Below are 19,778 nucleotides of genomic sequence, written 5' to 3'. Positions count from 1 at the left end.
AAACAAAATGCTTAAAAATATCAACAACATGGTTGATAACATAGTAGTTTATGGCAAATTAACTTATATCAATCAACAATAATGTTTTTCTCATTAGCAGTTGCTTTACAAAAAGTCACATAACGTTTGTCTGTTACTATCCAATAAAATATAGCTCCAATAAAACCTTCTAACAGATAGTTATCAAGCGGTGCAACAATAGCTAAAAATATTATAAATGGAAGAATTAGACAAGCCAATTTTTTAAAACCTACTCTTTTGTATTCAATACTTCCATATAGAGCCATTAATATTACTAATACTATACTCATATTAATATTTGTTTGAACCTCAATAGTATTTAAAAGTAAAGTCAAAAGTACAAACACTACAAGGCCAAATAATCGTGTACGTGGTGCTAAAGCACCCATACTAATTGGAGCAGCCATATAACCTATTATATGAAGGCCTGTTACAATTATCATTAAGCCTGCCCAATTATCTGAAAATAATAAAAATATTGCTGATAAGCAAAAATTAGCAAGCAATGATCTTCTAGAGACATTAACTTTGGGTGTTATTTTTGCAAAGTATCTCGGCATTTGTCCTTCAGAAGACATTGCATAAAGCATCCTAGAAGATGCCCCTAGATAGCTATAACCTGTCGCAGATGGGCTTAAAATACTATCAGCGATCAATAAAAAAGCTATATAACCTAACCCCAACATAGTAGCTAGCTGCAACAATGGCGACTCAAAATCTAAACCTGACCAACCGCCTTTTTCTACCAAATAAGCATGTGGCACTGCTTGCATAAAAGCGTATTGTAAAGCTGTATATAAAGCCAATACCAAAATTAATGCTATTATAATAGCTAGAGGTACGTTTCTACTAGGATTCTTAACTTCACTGGCATAAGCTACTACTGTTTGGAAACCATTAAAAGAATATATCAAACCACCTGCAACAATAGCAGTTAAAGCGTTAGAAAATCCAAAGTTGCTATTGTTAGGAATCTCTGAAGAAAACATACTAACATGCTCATTGCTATGTGTAACAGCATATATTATAAATATTATTACAATAAGAACTGGTACAAACATCTTAAAAACTGTAATAGCATTATTAACTTTAGATAAGAGTTTAACTCCATAAAAATTAACTAATAGATATAATGCTAGAATAAATAAAGCAAAAAGCTCCCCTGGAAAGGTAAGAGCATTATCTGTCATAAGCCAGGTCATACTCTTTACTCCAGCAAGATATTGAGTAGTAGCTAATGCTTCAGTAGAAATAACTACAACTATTCCAAACCAGTTTGCAAATGCAAATGGCATGGCGAAGATACTGTTGTGAGAAATAGCGCTAGACCTAGTCGTAGCACCTCGCACAGGGTACATTGAAACAACTTTGCTTAAGCACAATGCTATTAACAACACAATACCTGCTGCTAAAACCCATGCTAAAAAAGCCCAATTTCCAGCATTTTTCACAGTCAACTGAGCACTAAACAGCCAACCTGAGCCAACCATACTAGTTGCACCGATCAAAACAGCGCTCAGCAACGACATCTTTTTAGAACTATCATCAATATTCATATCGCTTCCTTATTATTAAGTTTAGATTTACTACCAATTCAATTCTCAAATAAATAAGTATTATAAAATTAAACTTAGCATTATTTTTTTTAGTTTACAATAAATTTTACTCCTCTAAACTCATTAAAGATGCATTACCGCCTGAAGCTGTAGTATCAACACTTACAGTTTTTTCTACCACAAATCTACGTAAATAAAGCGGAGATGCTGTTTCTATAGCAAGCTTAGTACATCTACCATTCTTAGTAACACTTTCAGCTACAAAAGGTATAATAGCTCCTCTACGTAGTGCCAAAGCTTGATGAACTTGTTTTACAGCAGATACACTACCAGAAAAAGCTACTAGTGATACTTTACTATTAAATAATAATGCTGAGGTTACTTCTTCTGTATCTGATAAAACTAATTGTATAACTTTGGGACTTATACCTACTTTTAACATTAATTTAACAACATTATAGGCTGTAAGACTTCCTGTATACGCCGGTTTTGCTACTACAGTATTACCAGCAAGCATAGCAGCAGTAGTCTGACCTACAAACCTTATAAGAGCATCGTCACTTGAGCACATGCTTACAACAACACCGCGTCCTTTTAAGCTTAGCTCATCAATCTCACCAGTAGGTCCTGGTAATCGCTTAGGATGAGCAAGCTCTTTTTTAGCTTGTAAACAATAATATGCTACTTGTTGAATAGTCTTATCTATTTGAATGTGAGCCTCTTCTACTGATATTTTTGATTCAGTTACCAAACTAGCAGCAATCATATAGCGCTCTTTCTCCAATAAACTCAAAAACTTCTCTATAAAATCTGCTCTTACTTCAGCATTTACATTATTCCACTGGTCAGCTTCAGAATAAGCAATCTCAATTGCTTTATCTACAATATCTACTGTTGCCTGAAAAACTTTACCAATTGTCGTACCGTTGGTGTCTTTTAAGTCATTAAAGCTATTTTTACGAGGAGCATCTCCATTGACGATACTAGTAATGCTGTGTCTATTTTTTATATACTTGCTAGTTAGCTTTTCATCTGTAGCTATTTTTTCAGGGTTATAAACTTCCTCACTAGCTCCTACACCAGATAATTTTTCATTTGCTAGTCTATGCATATAAAAAGGTCCGCCTGCTTTAGGACCTGTACCTGACTTTCCTTGACCGCCAAATGGTTGCACCCCTACAATAGCGCCAACTATATTTCTATTAACGTAAACATTACCAGCTTTAATATGGTTTTTAACATAGTTCATAACTTCATTTATCCTGCTATGTACGCCTGCTGTTAGACCATACCCTGTAGAGTTAATGTCTTTTATAAGTTGAGAAAGTTGGTTTGCCTTAAATCTAAGGATGTGTAAAACAGGACCAAACTGTTCTCTACCTAAATCTGATAGTTTGTTTATTTCAAAAGCTACTGGCATTACAAATGTGCCTTTTTGAGTATTTTCGTTGGTTGGTAATTGATACACTAACTTAAATTTAGACTTTTTCTCTTCAATATACGCATTAAGACTATCAGCAGCTTCTTTATCTATAACTGGACCAACATCTGTATCTATACACTTAGAATCACCAACTTTAAGCTCTTTCATAGCTCCAACTATCATTTTTATGTAGTTATCAGCTATATCTTCTTGTAAACACAATACACGTAAAGCAGAACATCGCTGGCCAGCGCTATCGAAAGCTGATTTAATAACGTCTGCAGTAACCTGCTCTGGTAAAGAAGATGAATCAACAATCATAGCATTTTGACCACCAGTTTCAGCTATAAAAGGTACTATCTCACTATCTTTATTTGCTAAAGTTTGATTTATAATGGCTGCTACCTCAGTTGAGCCTGTAAAAATCACTCCTTTACAAATAGAACTTTTAACCAAAGCGCTACCAACTATCTCACCCGCACCTGGTACAAATTGTAAAACCTTTTTAGGTAGTCCAGCTTTAAATAAAAGTTTAATAGCCTTATAGGCAATTATAGGTGTTTGTTCAGCAGGTTTTGCCACCACAGTATTACCAGCTGCTAAACAAGCTGAGATTTGCCCTAAGAATATTGCTAATGGAAAATTCCAAGGACTTATACATACCATAGGGCCTCTACCACTAAATTCTATTTGCTTTAGGTTTTCTGACAAAGCTGGTAACTTAATTGGCCCATTAAACTCTTCTCTAGCTTGGGCTGCATAATAACGGCAAAAATCAACGGCTTCCCTAACTTCATCTATAGCATTACTTAGCGTTTTTCCAGCTTCAATCATAGCTATAGCTATAAACTCATTGACGTTCTTCTCTAATAAATAAGCGAATTTTTCTAAAATGTCAGCTCTTTGGGAAGCTGGTGTATCGTTCCATTGCTCAAAAACTTCATTAGCATTTTTAAGTGCCTTTTTAGCAATTTTTGCGTCAGCGTTTATTACGTATCCTATAGCTTCATTAGTGTTCGGATTTATAACATCCTCATAATTATCATCCAACTCTTTTATACCTGATACTATTGGTTTAGCTTTATAAGAGTTTTTAGAGGTATATTTTTCAATTTCTTTATATATGTTATCTAACACCGCAAAATCATTAATATTATAACCTTTTGAATTAAGTCTAGGAGCTACAATATCTTTTGGATATGGGATATTTGGATGCTGTCCACAGCCATGATTTATGGCTTTTTTAACTGGATCCTCTATCAACCCTTCTATAGGCAAATTTTCATCTACAATCCTATTTACAAAGGAGCTATTTGCACCATTTTCAAGTAGTCTTCTTACTAAATAAGCTAATAAATGCTTATGCCCACCAACTGGTGCATATATTCTACAAGGAATATCTTGATACTCTACGTGACCAACAATATTGTCATATAAAGCGTCGCCCATTCCATGTAAACACTGAAACTCATAATCTTTATTGCCGTTAGACAACTCTAAAACTATAGCTACAGTTTGAGCGTTGTGTGTCGCAAATTGCGGATAAATATACTTATGGTTTTCAAAAAGCTGTTTAACACATGCTTGATAAGAGACATCTGTATGATATTTACGTGTAAATACTGGATAACCTTCTAAACTTTGCTCTTGTGCATGTTTAATCTCAGCATCCCAATATGCTCCTTTTACAAGTCTAACCATAAACCTTCTATTAGTTTTTTTAGCTAAATTGGACAAATAATCTAATACATATGGAGCTCGTTTTTGATAAGCTTGCACTACAATACCGATACCATCAAACCCATCCAGTGAGGGCTCATGAGCTAGTCTTTCAACCAGCTCTAATGATATTTGTAACCGTTCTGTTTCTTCTGCATCAATATTCATACCTATATTGTATTCTTTAGCTAGTTCTGTAAGTTTAAGTAACTTTGGATAAAGTTCGGTATGAACTCTCTCATGCTTAGCTACTTCATAACGTGGATGCAAGGCAGATAATTTTACTGAAATACCTGGATTTTTCTTAATTTCTTCATGTTTAGCATATTTTGCTAATTGATCAATAGCATATAAATACTGCTGATAGTAATATTGAGCATCTTCCATAGTCATAGCAGCTTCACCAAGCATATCAAATGAATAGGTATAACCTTTTTCAACCTTAATTTGAGAAATTTTTAAAGCTTCCTCTATTGTTTCTCCAAGAACATACTGTTTGCCAACTATCTTCATAGCCTGCTTCATAGCTTGACGAATTACAGGCTCACTAGTTCTTTTAACAAAATTTTGAAACACCCTACGAAAAGATTTTTTAGTATCTTTTAAAATTTTACCTGTAAGTATCAAACTCCAAGTTGCTGCATTAACAAATAGATGCTTTTCGATACCAACATGCTCTTTCCAAGCAACACTTGTAAGTTTATCTTTGATTAACAAATCTATAGTATAAGTATCTGGAACCCTTAGTAATGCTTCAGCTAAACACATAAGTACAATACCTTCTTCTGAAGATAAATCATACTCAATCATAAAAGCATCTATACCAGATTTCTTAAGCCTATCTTTTCTAACTTTTGATACTAAATTGTACGCTAACTCTCGAACTCTAGCTTGCTGGACACACGATATCTCAGCTTTTTTAACCAGATCCGTTACAGCTTGTTTTTCATCTATCAACCAATAGTTAGATATACTCATTATTTCTCTAGAAACAGGGTAGTTACCTGTGTGACTTAATAATTTATTCATATGAAAACAGTCCTCTATTTTAAATTTTGCTCATTAAACTTCTTTTTCTCTTGGATTATCTTATTAACTAGCTTCTGAAATCTTTCTGGAGGTTTGACACCTTTAAATAACCAGTCAAACATATCACAATCTTCGTTAGTTAAAAACTCAACAAACAATTTTTTACTTGCCACACCCTCGTTCATATAGCAATTATCTAAGTATGGTGCCAGCATAATATCTAGCTCTAACATACCTCGACGTGCAGAATATTTTATTTTACTTATAGAGCTAAATATTTGGTCATTGTTTTTTATTAGCATTTTACAAAAAATGGTTGATATATAGTAGATTTGGTTAAGTTTATACTATAGAATCTTCGCTACCAAGAGCAGTAGTCAAATTATTTTAAAATTAGTCTTTTAATTATGGTAATATTTTTGTATCATTTTTAACAAATTTTAATAATTTTCAAATTATTAACATCTTTTCTAATATATTTTCATAAAATAATAAGGATTAAAATCTAATGGCAATTAGTCAAAGTGCAATCAAAATACTTGAGCAAATCGATGAACTAGATTTATTTAGTAATATCTCTGATGAATGGTCGACTCTATTAAATGAGCTTGATAATGAAATAAAAATCAAAAAGCTTTACTCTGCTTTAGTTAAAGAGAGTGTTCGTCGTGAAACAGCTGAAAGATTAGCTAAAGATGCAAAATCATATTGCGATCTTATCCAAGAGCAATCAAAACAAAGAATATCAGACCTAAAAGAAAGTTTAGAAAGTCAAATCACCTTCTTAACGCAACAAATAAAATCTCTAAAAGAAGAGTCTACTAAAAATTTAGATTACTACAGAAATGAACTTAGAAAAGCTACTAAAAATTTAGCAGAGAATAAAAGCTAATTTAAAAACATTCCTAGTTCTTTTTGAGATTTAACTATTATTTCTAAATCTCCTGCTTGATTAAGTAAAATAAACTTAAGTTGTCCATTACTGTTTTTTTTATCAACCAGCATAGCATCTAGATACTCGTTTTTGTTTATATTTTTAGGAAATTCTATAGATATACCAAAACTGCTTATAAAACCTTTAGCTGCTTTAGCTTTTTGACAATCAATCATACCTAGATAATGTGAGAAATCTATAGCTTGTGCCATACCAACGCCAACTGCTTCACCGTGTTTTAAGCCTTGATAATTTTGACATTTTTCTATTGCATGACCAAAAGTATGACCAAAGTTTAGTATCGCTCTAGCTCCAGTTAATTCTTTTTCATCCTCAGCAACTACTTGAGCTTTTATTTGGCAACTCTTCTTTAGCATTTCTATAAGAGTCACCGTATCTTTTTGTAGTATTTTTTGTCTGTTAGTTTCTAACCAACTATAAAACTCTCTAGAAATAAAACCATATTTTACAACCTCAGCCATCCCTGAAATATATTCGCGTTCAGGTAAAGTTTTATAAAACTCTATCGAGGTATAAACTACTTTAGGTTGATAGAAAGCTCCTATCATGTTTTTACCCAATGGATGATTTATCGCAGTTTTACCTCCTACGGATGAATCAACTTGAGATAGTAAAGTAGTTGGAATTTGTAAAAAATCTACTCCTCTTTGATATATAGCTGCTGCAAAGCCTGTGATATCTCCTACCACACCTCCTCCTAATGCTATAAGAACTGTAGATGCTCGAGTAAATTTATACGTCAGTAGCGAACTTAAAATTTTATCTAAACTTTGCTGAGATTTATACTGCTCTCCATCCTCTAAAATACAAATTTTAATTTCCGTTGCTATAGTTTTTATGTCATCTAATAAAACATCAAGGTATAATTTCTGGAGCGTTGTATTTGTAACTACCAGGACTTGTTTATTAGTTATAAAAGAATGAATATTAGAAAAATCTAGCAAAGAATCTATTAGTATATTGTAACTATCACTAGATGTAGGATTTACTTGTAATTTATCAATCACAATATTGATTCTTCTACCAAAAATGTAGATATTTTGTTAACTATATTTTTAACTGTTGCACCATTTGTTTCAACTACAACGTCAGCTATACTTCTATATAACGGCTCTCTTTCTTCCATAAGCTTTTCTAAAACTGGCTTTTTATCATCTACTCTTAAAAGAGGTCTTTTAGTGTCTTTAGCTGTTCTTTCTAACTGTTGCTCTATAGTTGCTTCAAGGTAAACCACCTTTCCACGAGATGATAATAATGATCTAGTATCAGGGTCTAAAATAGCACCTCCACCTGTAGCTAAAACAATATTTTGCTTTTCTGATAAAATTTCTGCTATAACGTCTCTTTCACGATTACGAAAACCATCTTCACCTTCTAGATCAAATATCCAGTTGATATCTACTCCACACTTTCTTTCTATAGTTTCATCAGAATCAATAAACTCTAATTTTAATTCTTTTGCTAATTGTTTACCTATAGTAGATTTACCAGCACCGACTGGACCTATTAAGAATATATTTTTTGTTCTTATCATTTTTGACTCAAAATTATAAGTTAATTATACACTGTGATAGTTAGTACTAATCACCCCTTTAAATAATAAATTATAGGTAAATAAGATACCTAAAGCTTTTGTTTTTTTCAACCATTATCTTTACTATTAGCTTTATTATTAGCTTTATTATTATCTTTCTATTTTTGTTTCTAATATTTTTGGTGTTATAAAGATCAGAAGTTCTTTATCCTCATTCATTATCCTCGTGTAGCTAAATAAATACCCAAGATACGGAATATCCCCCAAAAGAGGTATTTTAGTACGAGTTTCTTCTTGCTTAGTTTCATAAATCCCCCCTATAACTATAGTTTGTCCATCTTTAGTCATGACCTTTGTGGTTATCTCCCTTGTAGCAATACTAGGCGGTAATGGAGTATCTCCTGAAGATCCTCCTGAATTAGGGATTACCGAGTTTTTTGTCACTAGAATTTCTAAAATAAGGTTGCCATCTGGTGCTATTTGTGGAGTTACTTGTAACTCTAAGACAGCCTCCTGAAATGCAATAGAAGCAGCACCTGAAGCTGTTGATTGATTATATGGCACCTGCTCACCTTGCTTAATAAATGCTGTTTCATTATTGGCAACTATCAAATGAGGAGAAGCCACTTGATTTAATAAAGCTTCAGTCTCTAATGCTTGAATCTCTATATTTAGTTTCATACCGCCAAAAATAGTGTATGCAAGTTCAGCAGTTGCTCCTAAAGCATTCTCTGGCATTTTGAAAGTATCTAAACCTATATTAACCACCTTACCAGTAGCATCAGTAAGACCATAGTTAAATCCAAGTTCTAATGATGTATTCCTATTAACTTCCACTATCCTTGACTCAATTAAAACCTGGTCGTTTGGAATATCTATCTCGTTAACAACTTTCTTAATCTGAGGAATTTTCTCTTCAGTATCAGTTACTATCAAAGTATTAGTACGTACGTCAGAGGTAATACTACCACGTGGTGACATAATACCACCATTTTGTTTAGCCATAGATGTTACAACTGTCTGAGCAGCTTGAGCTGTAGTATAGTTTAAAGGTATAAACTCAGTTACTAAAGTAGCATTATTCTCTAACGATCGTTTAGTTTGTAATTCAAGCTGCTCTTGAGCTGCTATCTCTGAAGCAGTAGCAACGTACAAGATGCTATCCATCTTTTTAGTAGCCAAACCTTTACTAACTAAAACTATGTTCATCACTTCGTTCCAAGGCACACTTTTTAAATCAATAGAGATATTTCCTCTTACACTACTACTTACTACAAGGTTTAAACCAGCAAATTCAGATAATACTTGAAGAACAGTTTGCACTGGAGCATCTTGAAATGAAAGTGATATAGACTCATTTATGTTAAAATTCTCAATTCTACTTTTACGTCTATCTATTTTAAAAGTAAAGTTATTACCTTCTTTAAAATCAGTAAGAGCTATTCTATCAAGCGAGTGAATTATAAAAACTACATCATTATTTTCATTACGTATCTTTATGATATCAACTATGGTATTAAAAACTCTTGTATCAATATTACTAACCCACTTATCAGAAATAGAAGTATTTTTAAAAGTTACTGTAAGAGTATACCCATCTCTAGAAAGCTCAGTTTTATAATCAGAGAAATTTCCCACATTCTCCTCAAAATCGACATTAAAAACTGCGCCTCCATTTAAACTTCTATGAAACTCAAGGTCTTTAATGTGGTGTCTAGTTAATGTTTGTTTACTTTCTTCTCTACCAACAATTTTTACATCATCTTCACTAGCTTTCACTGCTGCAGTTACTGTATCCTTTTTAGCAATATCAGTATCAGCAAATGCCGTACTAAATCCTACAACACTTACTAGTGTAATTAATAACGTCAGTAGCTTCTTTTTACCCAAAAACATCCTCTAACCTTAATTAAATTAATGTATAACTATTTGTGTTTTTTTCCAAACTCTATTTTGCATATCTTGATACCATTGGCTTATTAAAACACCTTCTTTTGTAATATCCTCAACCTCTCCGTAATCCGGACCTATTAGCTCACCTTTTTTGATGTATATAGGTTTTGCAGGTTCTCTAGTATTTTCAACCACACCCCATATGTTTTTATCTTGATAAACCATACCTTTAAAAGAAAAGGTATTTATAGGGTAAGTTTGTAGTTTTGTTTTTTTAGCGTTCATTACCTTCTCTAATTCTGGAGGCATGATTATAGGTTTTGGTCTAGCAACTTTTGATTCTTGTTGTGGTAAGGGTTCTCTTTTTTCAAAAGGAAGATAATGATTCATACTAAATATATTACGTATTTTAGATAACCTTTCGAAAGTTAAAATATCACCCTTATATTCAGGAACTTTAAGTTTCTCTGTGCTTTTAGTAGTTTGTATTTTATTTATTATCAAATTATCAATTTCTTTTGTTTTAGCGGCATAGTTAGCAAAAGCTATACCATACCCTTCCCCGATAAAAACTAAAATAAGCAAAAACCTTAACACGTAGATTTTAAAGTTAAAACACATGTGGTCTAAGCCCCCACTCCTTGACGAGAGTAAGTTTGTAGATTTAACTCTACAACTAGATTTTCATCAGCCTCTCTTTTAATAGCCATATTAGTGATTATAGCTATATCTTTCATATCAATCAAAGCTATAAACAACTTTATTAACTCTGGAAAACTACAACTTAATTTTGCTCTAAAGTTTATAGCGTATAAATCTAAATATTTATTTTTCTCTACTCCAGCTGGTGATAAATCAATAATTGTGACACCTGAACTACTTATAGCTTCGTTCAAAGATGATAAAAATATAGGCACAGAATGACTTTCTGGTATACTAAACTTTGTTTCACGGTTGCTTTGCTCTAAGATCTCAACCTGTTCTTTTAATTTTTCTAAATCTTTTTGTTTCTTTATTAATAAAGGAATTTGTTCCTTCATATAATTTATATGATTTTCAACAGAAGCATTATTTGTAAGCACTGGACTAACAAAAATACCATAGAAAATTAATGAAAATAACACTAATAAAACTAGCATTGCTACTAGTCTAAACTTTAAAGGAACATAAATAGCTTTGTTGATATATCTATTAGATAGGAGAGATTGTAACTTATCTATCATTTTACATAATCTCCTCTAAACGCATTCTCTTCACCAAATTTGAATTGTAAAGAGAAACTTCTTTGACCATTTTTTTCAGGACCAAGGCTTTTTAACTCAACTTTTTTTATTTTGAATTCAACCTCTAAGTTTTTCATAAACACAGAAAGTAGCTTCAGGTCTTTAGTCTCACCATTAAGCACGATCTCATCCTCAGACGCAATATAAGTTATACCTGAAACATCAAGCTTGTCTGTTATAGCTCTAGATATTTTTTCTATACCAAGTAGCATATAAAACTGACTTGCTTTAATATTTGCCAGGTTATCAACCACATCAATCAATTTATCACGTTGCTTTTTAATCTCTTGGTACTGTAAAGAATTTTTATTAAGCTCTGTAATTTTAGTTTGAATATACTGCTCAAGTCTCATATCTTCTCTACTTGACCAAGATAAGACGATAGATAAACTAAACATTGCAAAAAAAGCAACTAAAGCGGTAAATCCTATATCAATAGCGATATACGTTAGCTGCAATTTTTTATGACGATCTTGAATAAAATTTAATGGTTTCATCACAATGCCTCCATCATAGCTATTGCTACAGGCATTACATATCGATAAGGAGCTTTAATATCTACCTTGTAGTTTTGCTTTTGAATATTTACAAATGGATCTAAAATACGACAATCTTTTGTTGAAAGTTCTTTTATTAACGCAAAAATCTCTTCAAAATTTGCTTTAATCCCATAAATATATATAGCATTATCTTGAGATGAAAAATCAGAAAAATCTAAAGACATGAAATCTATAAATCTTAATAATAATTGAATAGCCTCATCGACATAAGTAGCATCTGTAATCTTAGTGTCAAATATTTTCACAGCTTCATAATTTCTAAGTTCACCACTAGGAGAAAAACTGTATATACATAATTTATCAGTGTATAGACCAAATAAAATACTATTAGTAGCATGTTGTGAAATTTCCGACAAAAACAGTTTCTGCACAAAGTTGCTAATAACGATATTATCAAGAGCGCATACAGAAACAGTTTTCTTAGATTTTTTAGCAATGTTATATAAACGCCCTGTAATCTTAGTATCTGCAATGTAATAAATAGTTATTATTCCTTTTTCCTCTAATTCATCATAAAAATCAAAAGCGATATCTGAGTAACTTTCTGGAAATTTCTTTTTTAAGAAATGTTCTTTTAGGTAAAATTCAACACCTTCTTTTATAATTATTTCAGAGTTTTTTTTATCACATACTATTTCTTCTTTTGATATATCTATGTCTTTATAGGTAACAAAACCCAATCTAGTAAAAAAACCAAGTTTATTTTCTAAAATAATATTGCTAATTACATTTCCTATGTAATCACAAATGAGTTCCCCCTCGAAATACGCTTGCTCAGAAAATATATCACTACTGCAACAAACTAACGAATACTCTTGGTTTTTTTTATCAAGCTTAACCGCTGCTAAGGAATTAAAGTCATACTCTATACCCAAAACAGTTTTTTGCGCTTTTTTTCTTTTTTTTTCAAGTAACAGTGATAGCATCTAAAATAGGCCTATTTTTTCCTTAACAAATTACCTAGCAGATTACATAATACATTAATTCTAGATATATTATTGTAATTATTTTATAATTAAAACCAAATTATGTAAACTATACTTTTAAAAGGTTATAAATAAATGCAAATAATTCTCTTAGGAGCTCCAGGAGCCGGTAAAGGTACTCAAGCAAAAATTATTGAGCAAAAGTATAATATCGCACACATTTCAACCGGTGATATGATTAGAGAAACTATAAAGTCAGGTAGTGAAACTGGTAATCAATTAAAAAAAATTTTAGACTCTGGACAGTTAGTATCCGATGAATTTATTATTAAGATAGTTAAGGATAGAATTTCAAAAAAAGATTGTGAAAATGGTTTTTTACTTGATGGTGTACCCAGAACTATTATACAAGCTGAACAATTAGATAAACTAGGTGTCAACATCGATTTTATAATCGAAATAGATGTTGACGATAAGTTACTAGTAGAAAGAATAACAGGTCGTAGAATTCATCCTGCTTCCGGTAGAGCTTATCATGTAAAATTTAACCCTTCCAAAGTTGAAGGTAAAGACGATGTAACAGGTGAAGACTTAATTATCCGTTCTGATGATAATGAAACAACAGTCAAAGAAAGACTTTCTGTATATCGTGAGCAAACATCCAAATTAGTAGAATTTTATAAAAACTTTAAGTCAAATAACACAAAAACACCGGAGTATATAAAAATCAACGGTGATCAACTAGTTGAGAAAGTATCTCAAGATATTTTTAATGCATTAGGTTGGATTAGTTCATAACTTCTCATATATCTAAACTGATACATTCCAAAATTAACTCAACGAAAGAAATATATTCCATATTAGAGTGGTAGCTAAGACCAATCTGGCAGCTACGATTGAAGCTTACGCCTATATCGCAACCTTTTATTTGGTCTGCTAATGAACTTAAGCTATTTGCATTTAACTCTGGGGTAGTAAAACCCTTATCGCCAGCAAAACCACAACAGTAAATTCTTTCTGGCAGTATAACTTCATTACAGCACAGCTTTAAAAGGTTGGTGTATTTTTCATCGAGATTTTGTTTTCTGGTTGAACAATCAATATGAAGAGCTATCTTATTAAACTTTTTGGTAAGTTTTGTAGTATTAATATTTTCTATAATAAAGCTATTTATATCAGTTAAAGCTATATTTTGTTGTTTTGCAAAACTAGCACAAGAGCTATTATCAATCACAACATAATCATATTGGTTCAAGTTTTGGCTACTAAGTAATTCTTGGGATTTATGTTGCTGAGCATAATTAGCTTTTGAATTATACATCTGACCACAACATATATCCTGAAGATCTTCTGGATAATGGACATCAAAACCTAGCTTTTCTAAGACTAATTGATTAGGATATTTAGAATATTTTTTATTACTAGCAAATATTTTATTAGGACATGATGGTATTAGTAATACCCTATTGTCATTATTGGTTACTGAGTTCTTAAAATGTACATCTTGAACTTTAGGCATAGTTTCTAAATATACCGGTATAGATTTAAAGTGATTATGTAAAATCTTAGTTACCTTTTGCAAATTTGTCTTTCCAATAATATTTCCAGCTAGGTTAGCTAATTTAACTTTTCGCTTAGCTTTATTAATTTCTTGAGAGTGATTAACTAACTTATTTACCAGCTTTTTCTGTTTTAAAATAAAAGCTCCTGTATCTATGTCAACGGGGCATCTAGTTTTACATAAACTTGTAGTTGCACATGTTTTTACACCATAATATTCAAAATCTTTTTGCCACTTTTGTTTATCACCATCTGGTAAAGTAGGTATTTTTCGTATAACAGCATTGCGTTGACGAGGAGTAAGGCTTAAATTACGTGAGGGGCATACTGGTTCGCAAAACCCACATTCCATACACTTATCTATTTCACTTCCAATTACATTAAGCTTTTTGAGGTTTTGAATATGTAAGTTTTTATTATGTGTTAACTTAACGTCAGGATTTAAAATGTTTTTAGGATCAAATAACTTTTTTATTTGCCACATGATATTCCAACACTTTTCTCCCCATTCTACTATTGCAAAAGGCGAAATATTTCTTCCACTGCCATGCTCAGCTTTTAGTGAACCATTAAAACCTTTAGTTACTATATCTGCTAACTCATGCATAAATTTGTCATATACCAATACTTCTTCATTATTATGAAAATCTGGTGTTATAACAAAATGTATGTTTCCTGCTAACACATGCCCAAAAATAGCGGCATTAACATAACGATACTTGTCAAAAAGCTTTCTTATCTGAGCTATAAGACTTGGTAAATCTAAAATATTTACAGCTATATCTTCTATAATAATACTAGAACCTGATGGTCTTAACCCAGCTATGGTCGGTACTATCCCATTGCGTATTTTCCATAGAATTTGTGCTTTAGCTTCATCTTTGATAAACCCAACTTGATGAATTATATTTGTTTTTTCTATGTAACTATTTATGAGTTTAAGCTTATCATCTAAATCTTTTGAGTTTGACTCTGCAAGCTCAATCATAATAGCAGCTATTTGAAAATCTTCTAAAGAAATTAAAAAAGGCTTTAGCTCAGCATTATTAACGACAGATTTGAGAGATGCGTAATCTAGCAATTCAACTGAAGATAAATTAAAAGCCTCAATTTGAGTTGTAAGTTTAACTAAGTCATCTAATTTACCATATACTAAATTTAAAGCTTTATACTTATAGTCTGGTACCGTATTTAAAGTTACATTACTAACAAACCCCAGTGTACCCTCTGAACCTACTATTAACCTCTCTACTACTTTAATTGGGTCTTTAAAATCTAAAAAGGCATTTAAGCTATAGCCGCTTGTGTTTTTAATTGAAAATTTCTTTTTTATGAAGTTTGTTAACTCATCATCTTGTAATATTTGAGTTTGAATCCTTGAAATCGTATTCAAAAAGCTTTTTTTAGTTTGCTTAAAATCTTCTATACTCTGATAGTCTGAAGTGTCTAAAATACTACCATCATTAAAAATAACTCGCATGGAATCTAGTGTTGCATAAGAATTCTTAGCTGTACCACAACACATGCCACTTGAGTTGTTGGCTATAATCCCACCAATTTTAGCTGTATTTATAGAGCCTGGATCTGGTCCAATTTTACGCTCATGTATTTTCAAATATTTATTAACTTCGCCACCGATGATACCTGGCTGTAGTTTTATTCTTTTACCATTCTCATAAATCTTATAGTCTAACCAAGAATCTGAAGCTAAGATTACTAAAATTTGATCTGTAACAGCCTGGCCAGATAAACTAGTACCTGCTGTTCTAAAAGTTAATTTTATATCATACTCATTTGCTAATTTAAGGATTTTTTGAACTTCTTGTTCCAGCTTAACCACTAAAACTAGCTTTGGAACCATTCTATAAAGACTAGCATCAGTTGAATAAGCATATCTTAACAATTCATTTTCAACAATTTGTTGTTTACTTAGGATTCCTAATAATTCTAACTTAAATTTTTCTAACACAACAAATCCACATACCACAAATCATATAAAAGTCTACTATATTATATATTTTCATTTTATTTTATTACATCAAAATGATTTTACTTTTGATTATATTTCAAAAGTTGTTTATGATGTTGTAATAATTAAAACTACATTGATATTATTAATATATGACTTTACTTGAAAAAATTTCTCGAACTGGTTATTGGAGTGATTTTTATATATATCCCATTACTACTATCTTTTTTTTAGTATTAAGCTTTAGATACTTCAAGGGTAATTTATTGTGGATACTTGCTTTTGTTTTGTTGGGAATTTTTATTTGGACTTTTATAGAATACATAGTTCATAGATTCTTATTTCATCATTTTTCATTTATCAAGGAATTACATGCTGTACATCATCAAAATCCTATAGATTTAGTAGGTAACCCAACGTATATTTCGTTACCAATCTACACTATTACACTGTTTTTACCTTTATATTTAGTATTTGGTTTAGGTATAGCAAGTGCAATTTATAGCGGGGCTTTACTAGGAGCTTTGTTTTACTTCTTCATACATCATAGTGCCCACCATATAAAAGCAAAAAAAGGCTCTATTCTATTTCTATACAAAAAACATCATGCTTTACATCATCATTATGAAAATACAAATTTTGCTGTAACCTTTCCATTATGGGATAGGATATTTAAAACAAAAAAATGATTCCTTTGTATCACAAATTTTCTAAAATAATTTTCTTAGCAAACAACCTAATATGATTTTTATCTTTAAAATTACTTTTATGTAGCCACATTTTAAGTGTCCTATTTGAACCCTCTTGGAAGATATAAAGATAAATCCAACCATTTATAATTATATATTTTTTTATTCTCCAAAAGTCACTTTCTTGATTATCTATAATTACTTTAAAGTACTTCTCATTTTCTTTAGGCAAAACAATTGCCTCTAGGACTGGTAAACTAAATAAACACTCATAAAAAATAGATAATATTATTAAAGCAAAACCAATATACAATAAATAGCTATTTCTAAAGTAAACTCCTATTACAAAGCTACTAAGCACAACTGTTAAAATATAAAATAATTTTCGGTATTTACGTGATTTATTTAGATAAATAACTTTTTGCATAGAGAAAATTTATATCAAATCGTATCCTAATGATTTTAACGCCCTATCATCATCAGACCAACCACTTTTAACTTTAACCCATATTTTTAAGTTGGCCTGCATACCTATCAGATGCTCAATATCTTTACGCGCATCTATGCCTATTTTTTTAAGTTTAGAGCCTTTTGCACCAATAACTATACCTTTTTGGCTGTCTCTTTCAACGAGGATACTCGCATAAATATCTGCGATATTTTTTTGTTCATCAATTTTATAGCTATCAATCTCTACAGCTATTTGGTATGGCACCTCACTACCTATAGTACGCATAATTTTTTCACGAATTATTTCTGAAACTAAAAACTTAATGCTTCTATCTGTAATTTGGTCATCACCATAAAAGAAATATTCAGATTCAGGAAGTAGCTTTTCTATTCTTGACTCAAGCTCATTAATATTATGCCCTTGCTTAGCTGAGACATAAATAACATCATAAAAAGTAAATTTGTCTTTAATAGACTCAATAAACACACTAGCTTCAAGTGATTTTTTCTTATCAACTTTGTTTACCACTAAAAATATTGGGATTTCTGAATTTTTAATTTTAGCTACTACATTATCCTCTAATTCTGTCCACTTACCCATCTCAACTATAAATAAAATCACATCAACATCCTTTATCATTGTTGTTGCTGCTTTATTCATAAATTTATTGATTGCTTTAGGCTCTTTAGTATGGATACCTGGAGTATCCACATAAACGAATTGAGTATCCTCAACTGTCTTTACTCCTATAATTTGGTGTCTTGTAGTTTGAGGTTTACGAGATGTTATACTAACTTTATACTTAAGAATATTATTTAACAGTGTTGACTTACCAACGTTTGGTCGACCTATTATAGAAATATAACCACATTTTTTCATAGTTTAAGTTTTAGATTGTAAGAGTATAATAATATTAAGATTGTAACACACTAGTTAACTCTCTCTGAAAAAGTTTTTTAATCTTAAATTGCCCACATTCTAAACCGAAGTGCGACACATATTTAATTCTTTTTCAAACACCTGGTTTGGTGTTAGCCATTGATGTCGTTTTCTTGGTCTATTATTAATTACCTTGCCATAACTTCACTCATGAAAAGATAGCCACTTCTTAGATGGATAGCCTGGAACTTCTTTGGTTAATATAGGAACCATAAACCCTGAAGAAATTTCTGAAAGTTTTTTCATAATATTTCTAGCGTTGTCAACATTATAATGCTTAGTACCTGAGACTGTATCTAACAAATGTATATAGTATGGAATTACTTTAGCTTTTATCAGTTTTGTACTTAAAGCATAAAGCACATCAGCATCATCATTTATATCTTTTAGCAGCGTACTTTGATTTAAAATAATTATGCCAAGTTTATGTATTTCACTTAAAACTCTAGTAACATTATCATCTATTTCATTAGGATGATTTACATGTATAACTAGTATCGTATCTAAGCTATGCTTTGAAAGAATTTCTAATAACTTAGTAGTTATCCTCTCTGGTAGCACCACAGGTATCCTTGAATGAATTCTAATCCTTTTGATATGGGCTATTTGCTGTATATTCTTTAAGAAAAATTCTAAGATTTCATCATTATTTAATAAAGGATCTCCACCACTTAGGATAACCTCTTCAATACTTTTATCATTTGTTATGTAGTCAAAAGTTTTCAACCAATCTTTTCTACCTGGAATATTATCTTTATAATTAAATTCTTTACGAAAACAGTATCTACAATGCACAGCACAGCTTGTTTGAGCAACCAATAAAACTCTACCGTGATATTTATGTAATAAGCCAGTAACTTTATTATAATTTTTTTCTTCTAATGGATCACTAGTATAGTTTTCAGCTATCACTTCCTCATCTACGATTGGTAATACTTGTTTTAATAGAGGATCATTAATATTACCTTTTTGCATTCTATTAGCAAAAGATCTAGGGACAATCATCTTAAACTTCTTTGTAATTTCTGATGAAATCCTAGCTTCTTTACTATCTATCTTCAAGAACTCTAATAATTCTAAAGGTGAATAAAAAGATTCTTTAAGTGCTTTTTTCCAATCATTAGTAAACATATATTTGTATTTGATTTTACAGAGTTGCTAGCAAACTTTATTCAAAACATCCGCCAATTTTCTCATATAGTATTAAATTGTCAATTTTTAACTAAAAAACAAGGTTCTCCATAAAGAAACAATAGATGATATAAAACATT

Annotated in this window: 17 protein-coding genes; 3 read left to right on the top strand and 14 right to left on the bottom strand. The window is 31.1% G+C overall.

Annotated features, from left to right (window positions below; genetic code table 11):
* Positions 1-68 precede the first annotated feature (68 nt).
* The 3 genes from FRA_RS03770 to FRA_RS03760 all read right to left on the bottom strand — a co-directional run bounded on the left by FRA_RS03770 (position 69) and on the right by FRA_RS03760 (position 6,050).
* Positions 69-1,577, bottom strand: a complete 1,509-nt coding sequence (locus FRA_RS03770) for an APC family permease (protein WP_035719032.1) — start codon at positions 1,575-1,577, stop codon at positions 69-71.
* A gap of 106 nt (positions 1,578-1,683) precedes the next feature.
* The gene (gene putA / locus FRA_RS03765; RefSeq protein WP_035719029.1) at positions 1,684-5,748 is read right to left on the bottom strand and encodes a bifunctional proline dehydrogenase/L-glutamate gamma-semialdehyde dehydrogenase PutA; all 4,065 of its coding nucleotides are present in this window, start codon (positions 5,746-5,748) and stop codon (positions 1,684-1,686) included.
* A gap of 14 nt (positions 5,749-5,762) precedes the next feature.
* The gene (locus FRA_RS03760) at positions 5,763-6,050 is read right to left on the bottom strand and encodes an FAD assembly factor SdhE (RefSeq protein ID WP_035719026.1); all 288 of its coding nucleotides are present in this window, start codon (positions 6,048-6,050) and stop codon (positions 5,763-5,765) included.
* A gap of 206 nt (positions 6,051-6,256) precedes the next feature.
* Here FRA_RS03760 and FRA_RS03755 point away from each other — a divergent pair, with 206 nt between their 5' ends.
* Positions 6,257-6,640 (top strand): hypothetical protein, encoded by a 384-nt coding sequence (locus tag FRA_RS03755; RefSeq protein WP_035719024.1) that lies wholly within the window; start codon positions 6,257-6,259, stop codon positions 6,638-6,640.
* Here the strand turns inward: FRA_RS03755 and aroB are convergent.
* The 7 genes from aroB to FRA_RS03720 all read right to left on the bottom strand — a co-directional run bounded on the left by aroB (position 6,637) and on the right by FRA_RS03720 (position 12,899).
* Positions 6,637-7,710 carry a 3-dehydroquinate synthase gene (aroB, locus tag FRA_RS03750; RefSeq protein ID WP_035719022.1) on the bottom strand — a complete coding sequence of 358 codons (1,074 nt, stop codon included), beginning with the start codon at positions 7,708-7,710 and terminating at the stop codon, positions 6,637-6,639. The two genes, FRA_RS03755 and aroB, sit on opposite strands and share 4 nt — an antisense overlap.
* Positions 7,707-8,237 (bottom strand): shikimate kinase AroK, encoded by a 531-nt coding sequence (aroK, locus tag FRA_RS03745; RefSeq protein WP_035719018.1) that lies wholly within the window; start codon positions 8,235-8,237, stop codon positions 7,707-7,709. Before aroK ends, aroB begins: the two co-directional genes overlap by 4 nt.
* A 150-nt stretch (positions 8,238-8,387) precedes the next feature.
* The gene (locus tag FRA_RS03740; protein ID WP_035719016.1) at positions 8,388-10,133 is read right to left on the bottom strand and encodes a type IV pilus secretin PilQ; all 1,746 of its coding nucleotides are present in this window, start codon (positions 10,131-10,133) and stop codon (positions 8,388-8,390) included.
* Between the two features lie 18 nt (positions 10,134-10,151).
* A complete protein-coding gene (locus tag FRA_RS03735) occupies positions 10,152-10,751 on the bottom strand; it encodes a pilus assembly protein PilP (RefSeq protein WP_035719015.1) in 600 nt (199 codons plus the stop codon).
* Between the two features lie 5 nt (positions 10,752-10,756).
* Entirely contained in the window at positions 10,757-11,353 is a 597-nt protein-coding gene (gene pilO, locus FRA_RS03730) for a type 4a pilus biogenesis protein PilO (protein ID WP_035719013.1), read from the bottom strand.
* Positions 11,350-11,910 carry a PilN domain-containing protein gene (locus FRA_RS03725; protein WP_035719011.1) on the bottom strand — a complete coding sequence of 187 codons (561 nt, stop codon included), beginning with the start codon at positions 11,908-11,910 and terminating at the stop codon, positions 11,350-11,352. The genes pilO and FRA_RS03725 overlap by 4 nt, the downstream gene beginning before the upstream one ends.
* On the bottom strand, positions 11,910-12,899 hold the full coding sequence (locus FRA_RS03720) for a hypothetical protein (protein WP_035719010.1): 990 nt from the start codon (positions 12,897-12,899) through the stop codon (positions 11,910-11,912). The genes FRA_RS03725 and FRA_RS03720 overlap by 1 nt, the downstream gene beginning before the upstream one ends.
* Positions 12,900-13,034: 135 nt before the next feature.
* Between FRA_RS03720 and adk the strand changes: the two genes are divergently transcribed.
* Positions 13,035-13,697, top strand: coding sequence for an adenylate kinase (gene adk, locus FRA_RS03715; protein WP_035719008.1), 663 nt, complete (start codon positions 13,035-13,037; stop codon positions 13,695-13,697).
* Between the two features lie 4 nt (positions 13,698-13,701).
* Here adk and FRA_RS03710 read toward each other — a convergent pair whose 3' ends face one another.
* Entirely contained in the window at positions 13,702-16,428 is a 2,727-nt protein-coding gene (locus tag FRA_RS03710; protein ID WP_035719005.1) for an FAD-binding and (Fe-S)-binding domain-containing protein, read from the bottom strand.
* 152 nt (positions 16,429-16,580) lie between these two features.
* On the opposite strand from FRA_RS03710, the gene FRA_RS03705 reads away from it, so the two are divergent.
* The gene (locus tag FRA_RS03705) at positions 16,581-17,117 is read left to right on the top strand and encodes a sterol desaturase family protein (protein WP_035719003.1); all 537 of its coding nucleotides are present in this window, start codon (positions 16,581-16,583) and stop codon (positions 17,115-17,117) included.
* A 10-nt stretch (positions 17,118-17,127) separates the two neighbouring features.
* Here FRA_RS03705 and FRA_RS03700 read toward each other — a convergent pair whose 3' ends face one another.
* The 3 genes from FRA_RS03700 to epmB all read right to left on the bottom strand — a co-directional run bounded on the left by FRA_RS03700 (position 17,128) and on the right by epmB (position 19,638).
* Positions 17,128-17,544 (bottom strand): hypothetical protein, encoded by a 417-nt coding sequence (locus FRA_RS03700; protein ID WP_035719000.1) that lies wholly within the window; start codon positions 17,542-17,544, stop codon positions 17,128-17,130.
* Between the two features lie 9 nt (positions 17,545-17,553).
* Positions 17,554-18,447 (bottom strand): GTPase Era, encoded by an 894-nt coding sequence (gene era, locus FRA_RS03695; RefSeq protein WP_035718998.1) that lies wholly within the window; start codon positions 18,445-18,447, stop codon positions 17,554-17,556.
* A 204-nt stretch (positions 18,448-18,651) separates the two neighbouring features.
* Positions 18,652-19,638, bottom strand: coding sequence for an EF-P beta-lysylation protein EpmB (epmB, locus tag FRA_RS03690; protein WP_035718996.1), 987 nt, complete (start codon positions 19,636-19,638; stop codon positions 18,652-18,654).
* Between the last annotated feature and the right edge of the window lie 140 nt (positions 19,639-19,778).

Origin of the sequence: Allofrancisella heilbronnii (assembly GCF_000710735.2) — a bacterium.
Taxonomy (GTDB): domain Bacteria; phylum Pseudomonadota; class Gammaproteobacteria; order Francisellales; family Francisellaceae; genus Francisella; species Francisella frigidaquae.
The sequence above is the reverse complement of the archived record's forward strand: the minus strand, read 5'-3'. Positions and strand labels throughout refer to the sequence as shown.

Coding starts and splice junctions, on each gene's coding strand:
- FRA_RS03770 (WP_035719032.1), bottom strand. CDS start 1,577: ATGAATATTGATGATAGTTCTAAAAAGATGTCGTTGCTGAGCGCTGTT.
- putA (WP_035719029.1), bottom strand. CDS start 5,748: ATGAATAAATTATTAAGTCACACAGGTAACTACCCTGTTTCTAGAGAA.
- FRA_RS03760 (WP_035719026.1), bottom strand. CDS start 6,050: ATGCTAATAAAAAACAATGACCAAATATTTAGCTCTATAAGTAAAATA.
- FRA_RS03755 (WP_035719024.1), top strand. CDS start 6,257: ATGGCAATTAGTCAAAGTGCAATCAAAATACTTGAGCAAATCGATGAA.
- aroK (WP_035719018.1), bottom strand. CDS start 8,237: ATGATAAGAACAAAAAATATATTCTTAATAGGTCCAGTCGGTGCTGGT.
- FRA_RS03740 (WP_035719016.1), bottom strand. CDS start 10,133: ATGTTTTTGGGTAAAAAGAAGCTACTGACGTTATTAATTACACTAGTA.
- FRA_RS03735 (WP_035719015.1), bottom strand. CDS start 10,751: ATGTGTTTTAACTTTAAAATCTACGTGTTAAGGTTTTTGCTTATTTTA.
- pilO (WP_035719013.1), bottom strand. CDS start 11,353: ATGATAGATAAGTTACAATCTCTCCTATCTAATAGATATATCAACAAA.
- FRA_RS03725 (WP_035719011.1), bottom strand. CDS start 11,910: ATGAAACCATTAAATTTTATTCAAGATCGTCATAAAAAATTGCAGCTA.
- FRA_RS03720 (WP_035719010.1), bottom strand. CDS start 12,899: ATGCTATCACTGTTACTTGAAAAAAAAAGAAAAAAAGCGCAAAAAACT.
- adk (WP_035719008.1), top strand. CDS start 13,035: ATGCAAATAATTCTCTTAGGAGCTCCAGGAGCCGGTAAAGGTACTCAA.
- FRA_RS03705 (WP_035719003.1), top strand. CDS start 16,581: ATGACTTTACTTGAAAAAATTTCTCGAACTGGTTATTGGAGTGATTTT.
- FRA_RS03700 (WP_035719000.1), bottom strand. CDS start 17,544: ATGCAAAAAGTTATTTATCTAAATAAATCACGTAAATACCGAAAATTA.
- era (WP_035718998.1), bottom strand. CDS start 18,447: ATGAAAAAATGTGGTTATATTTCTATAATAGGTCGACCAAACGTTGGT.
- epmB (WP_035718996.1), bottom strand. CDS start 19,638: ATGTTTACTAATGATTGGAAAAAAGCACTTAAAGAATCTTTTTATTCA.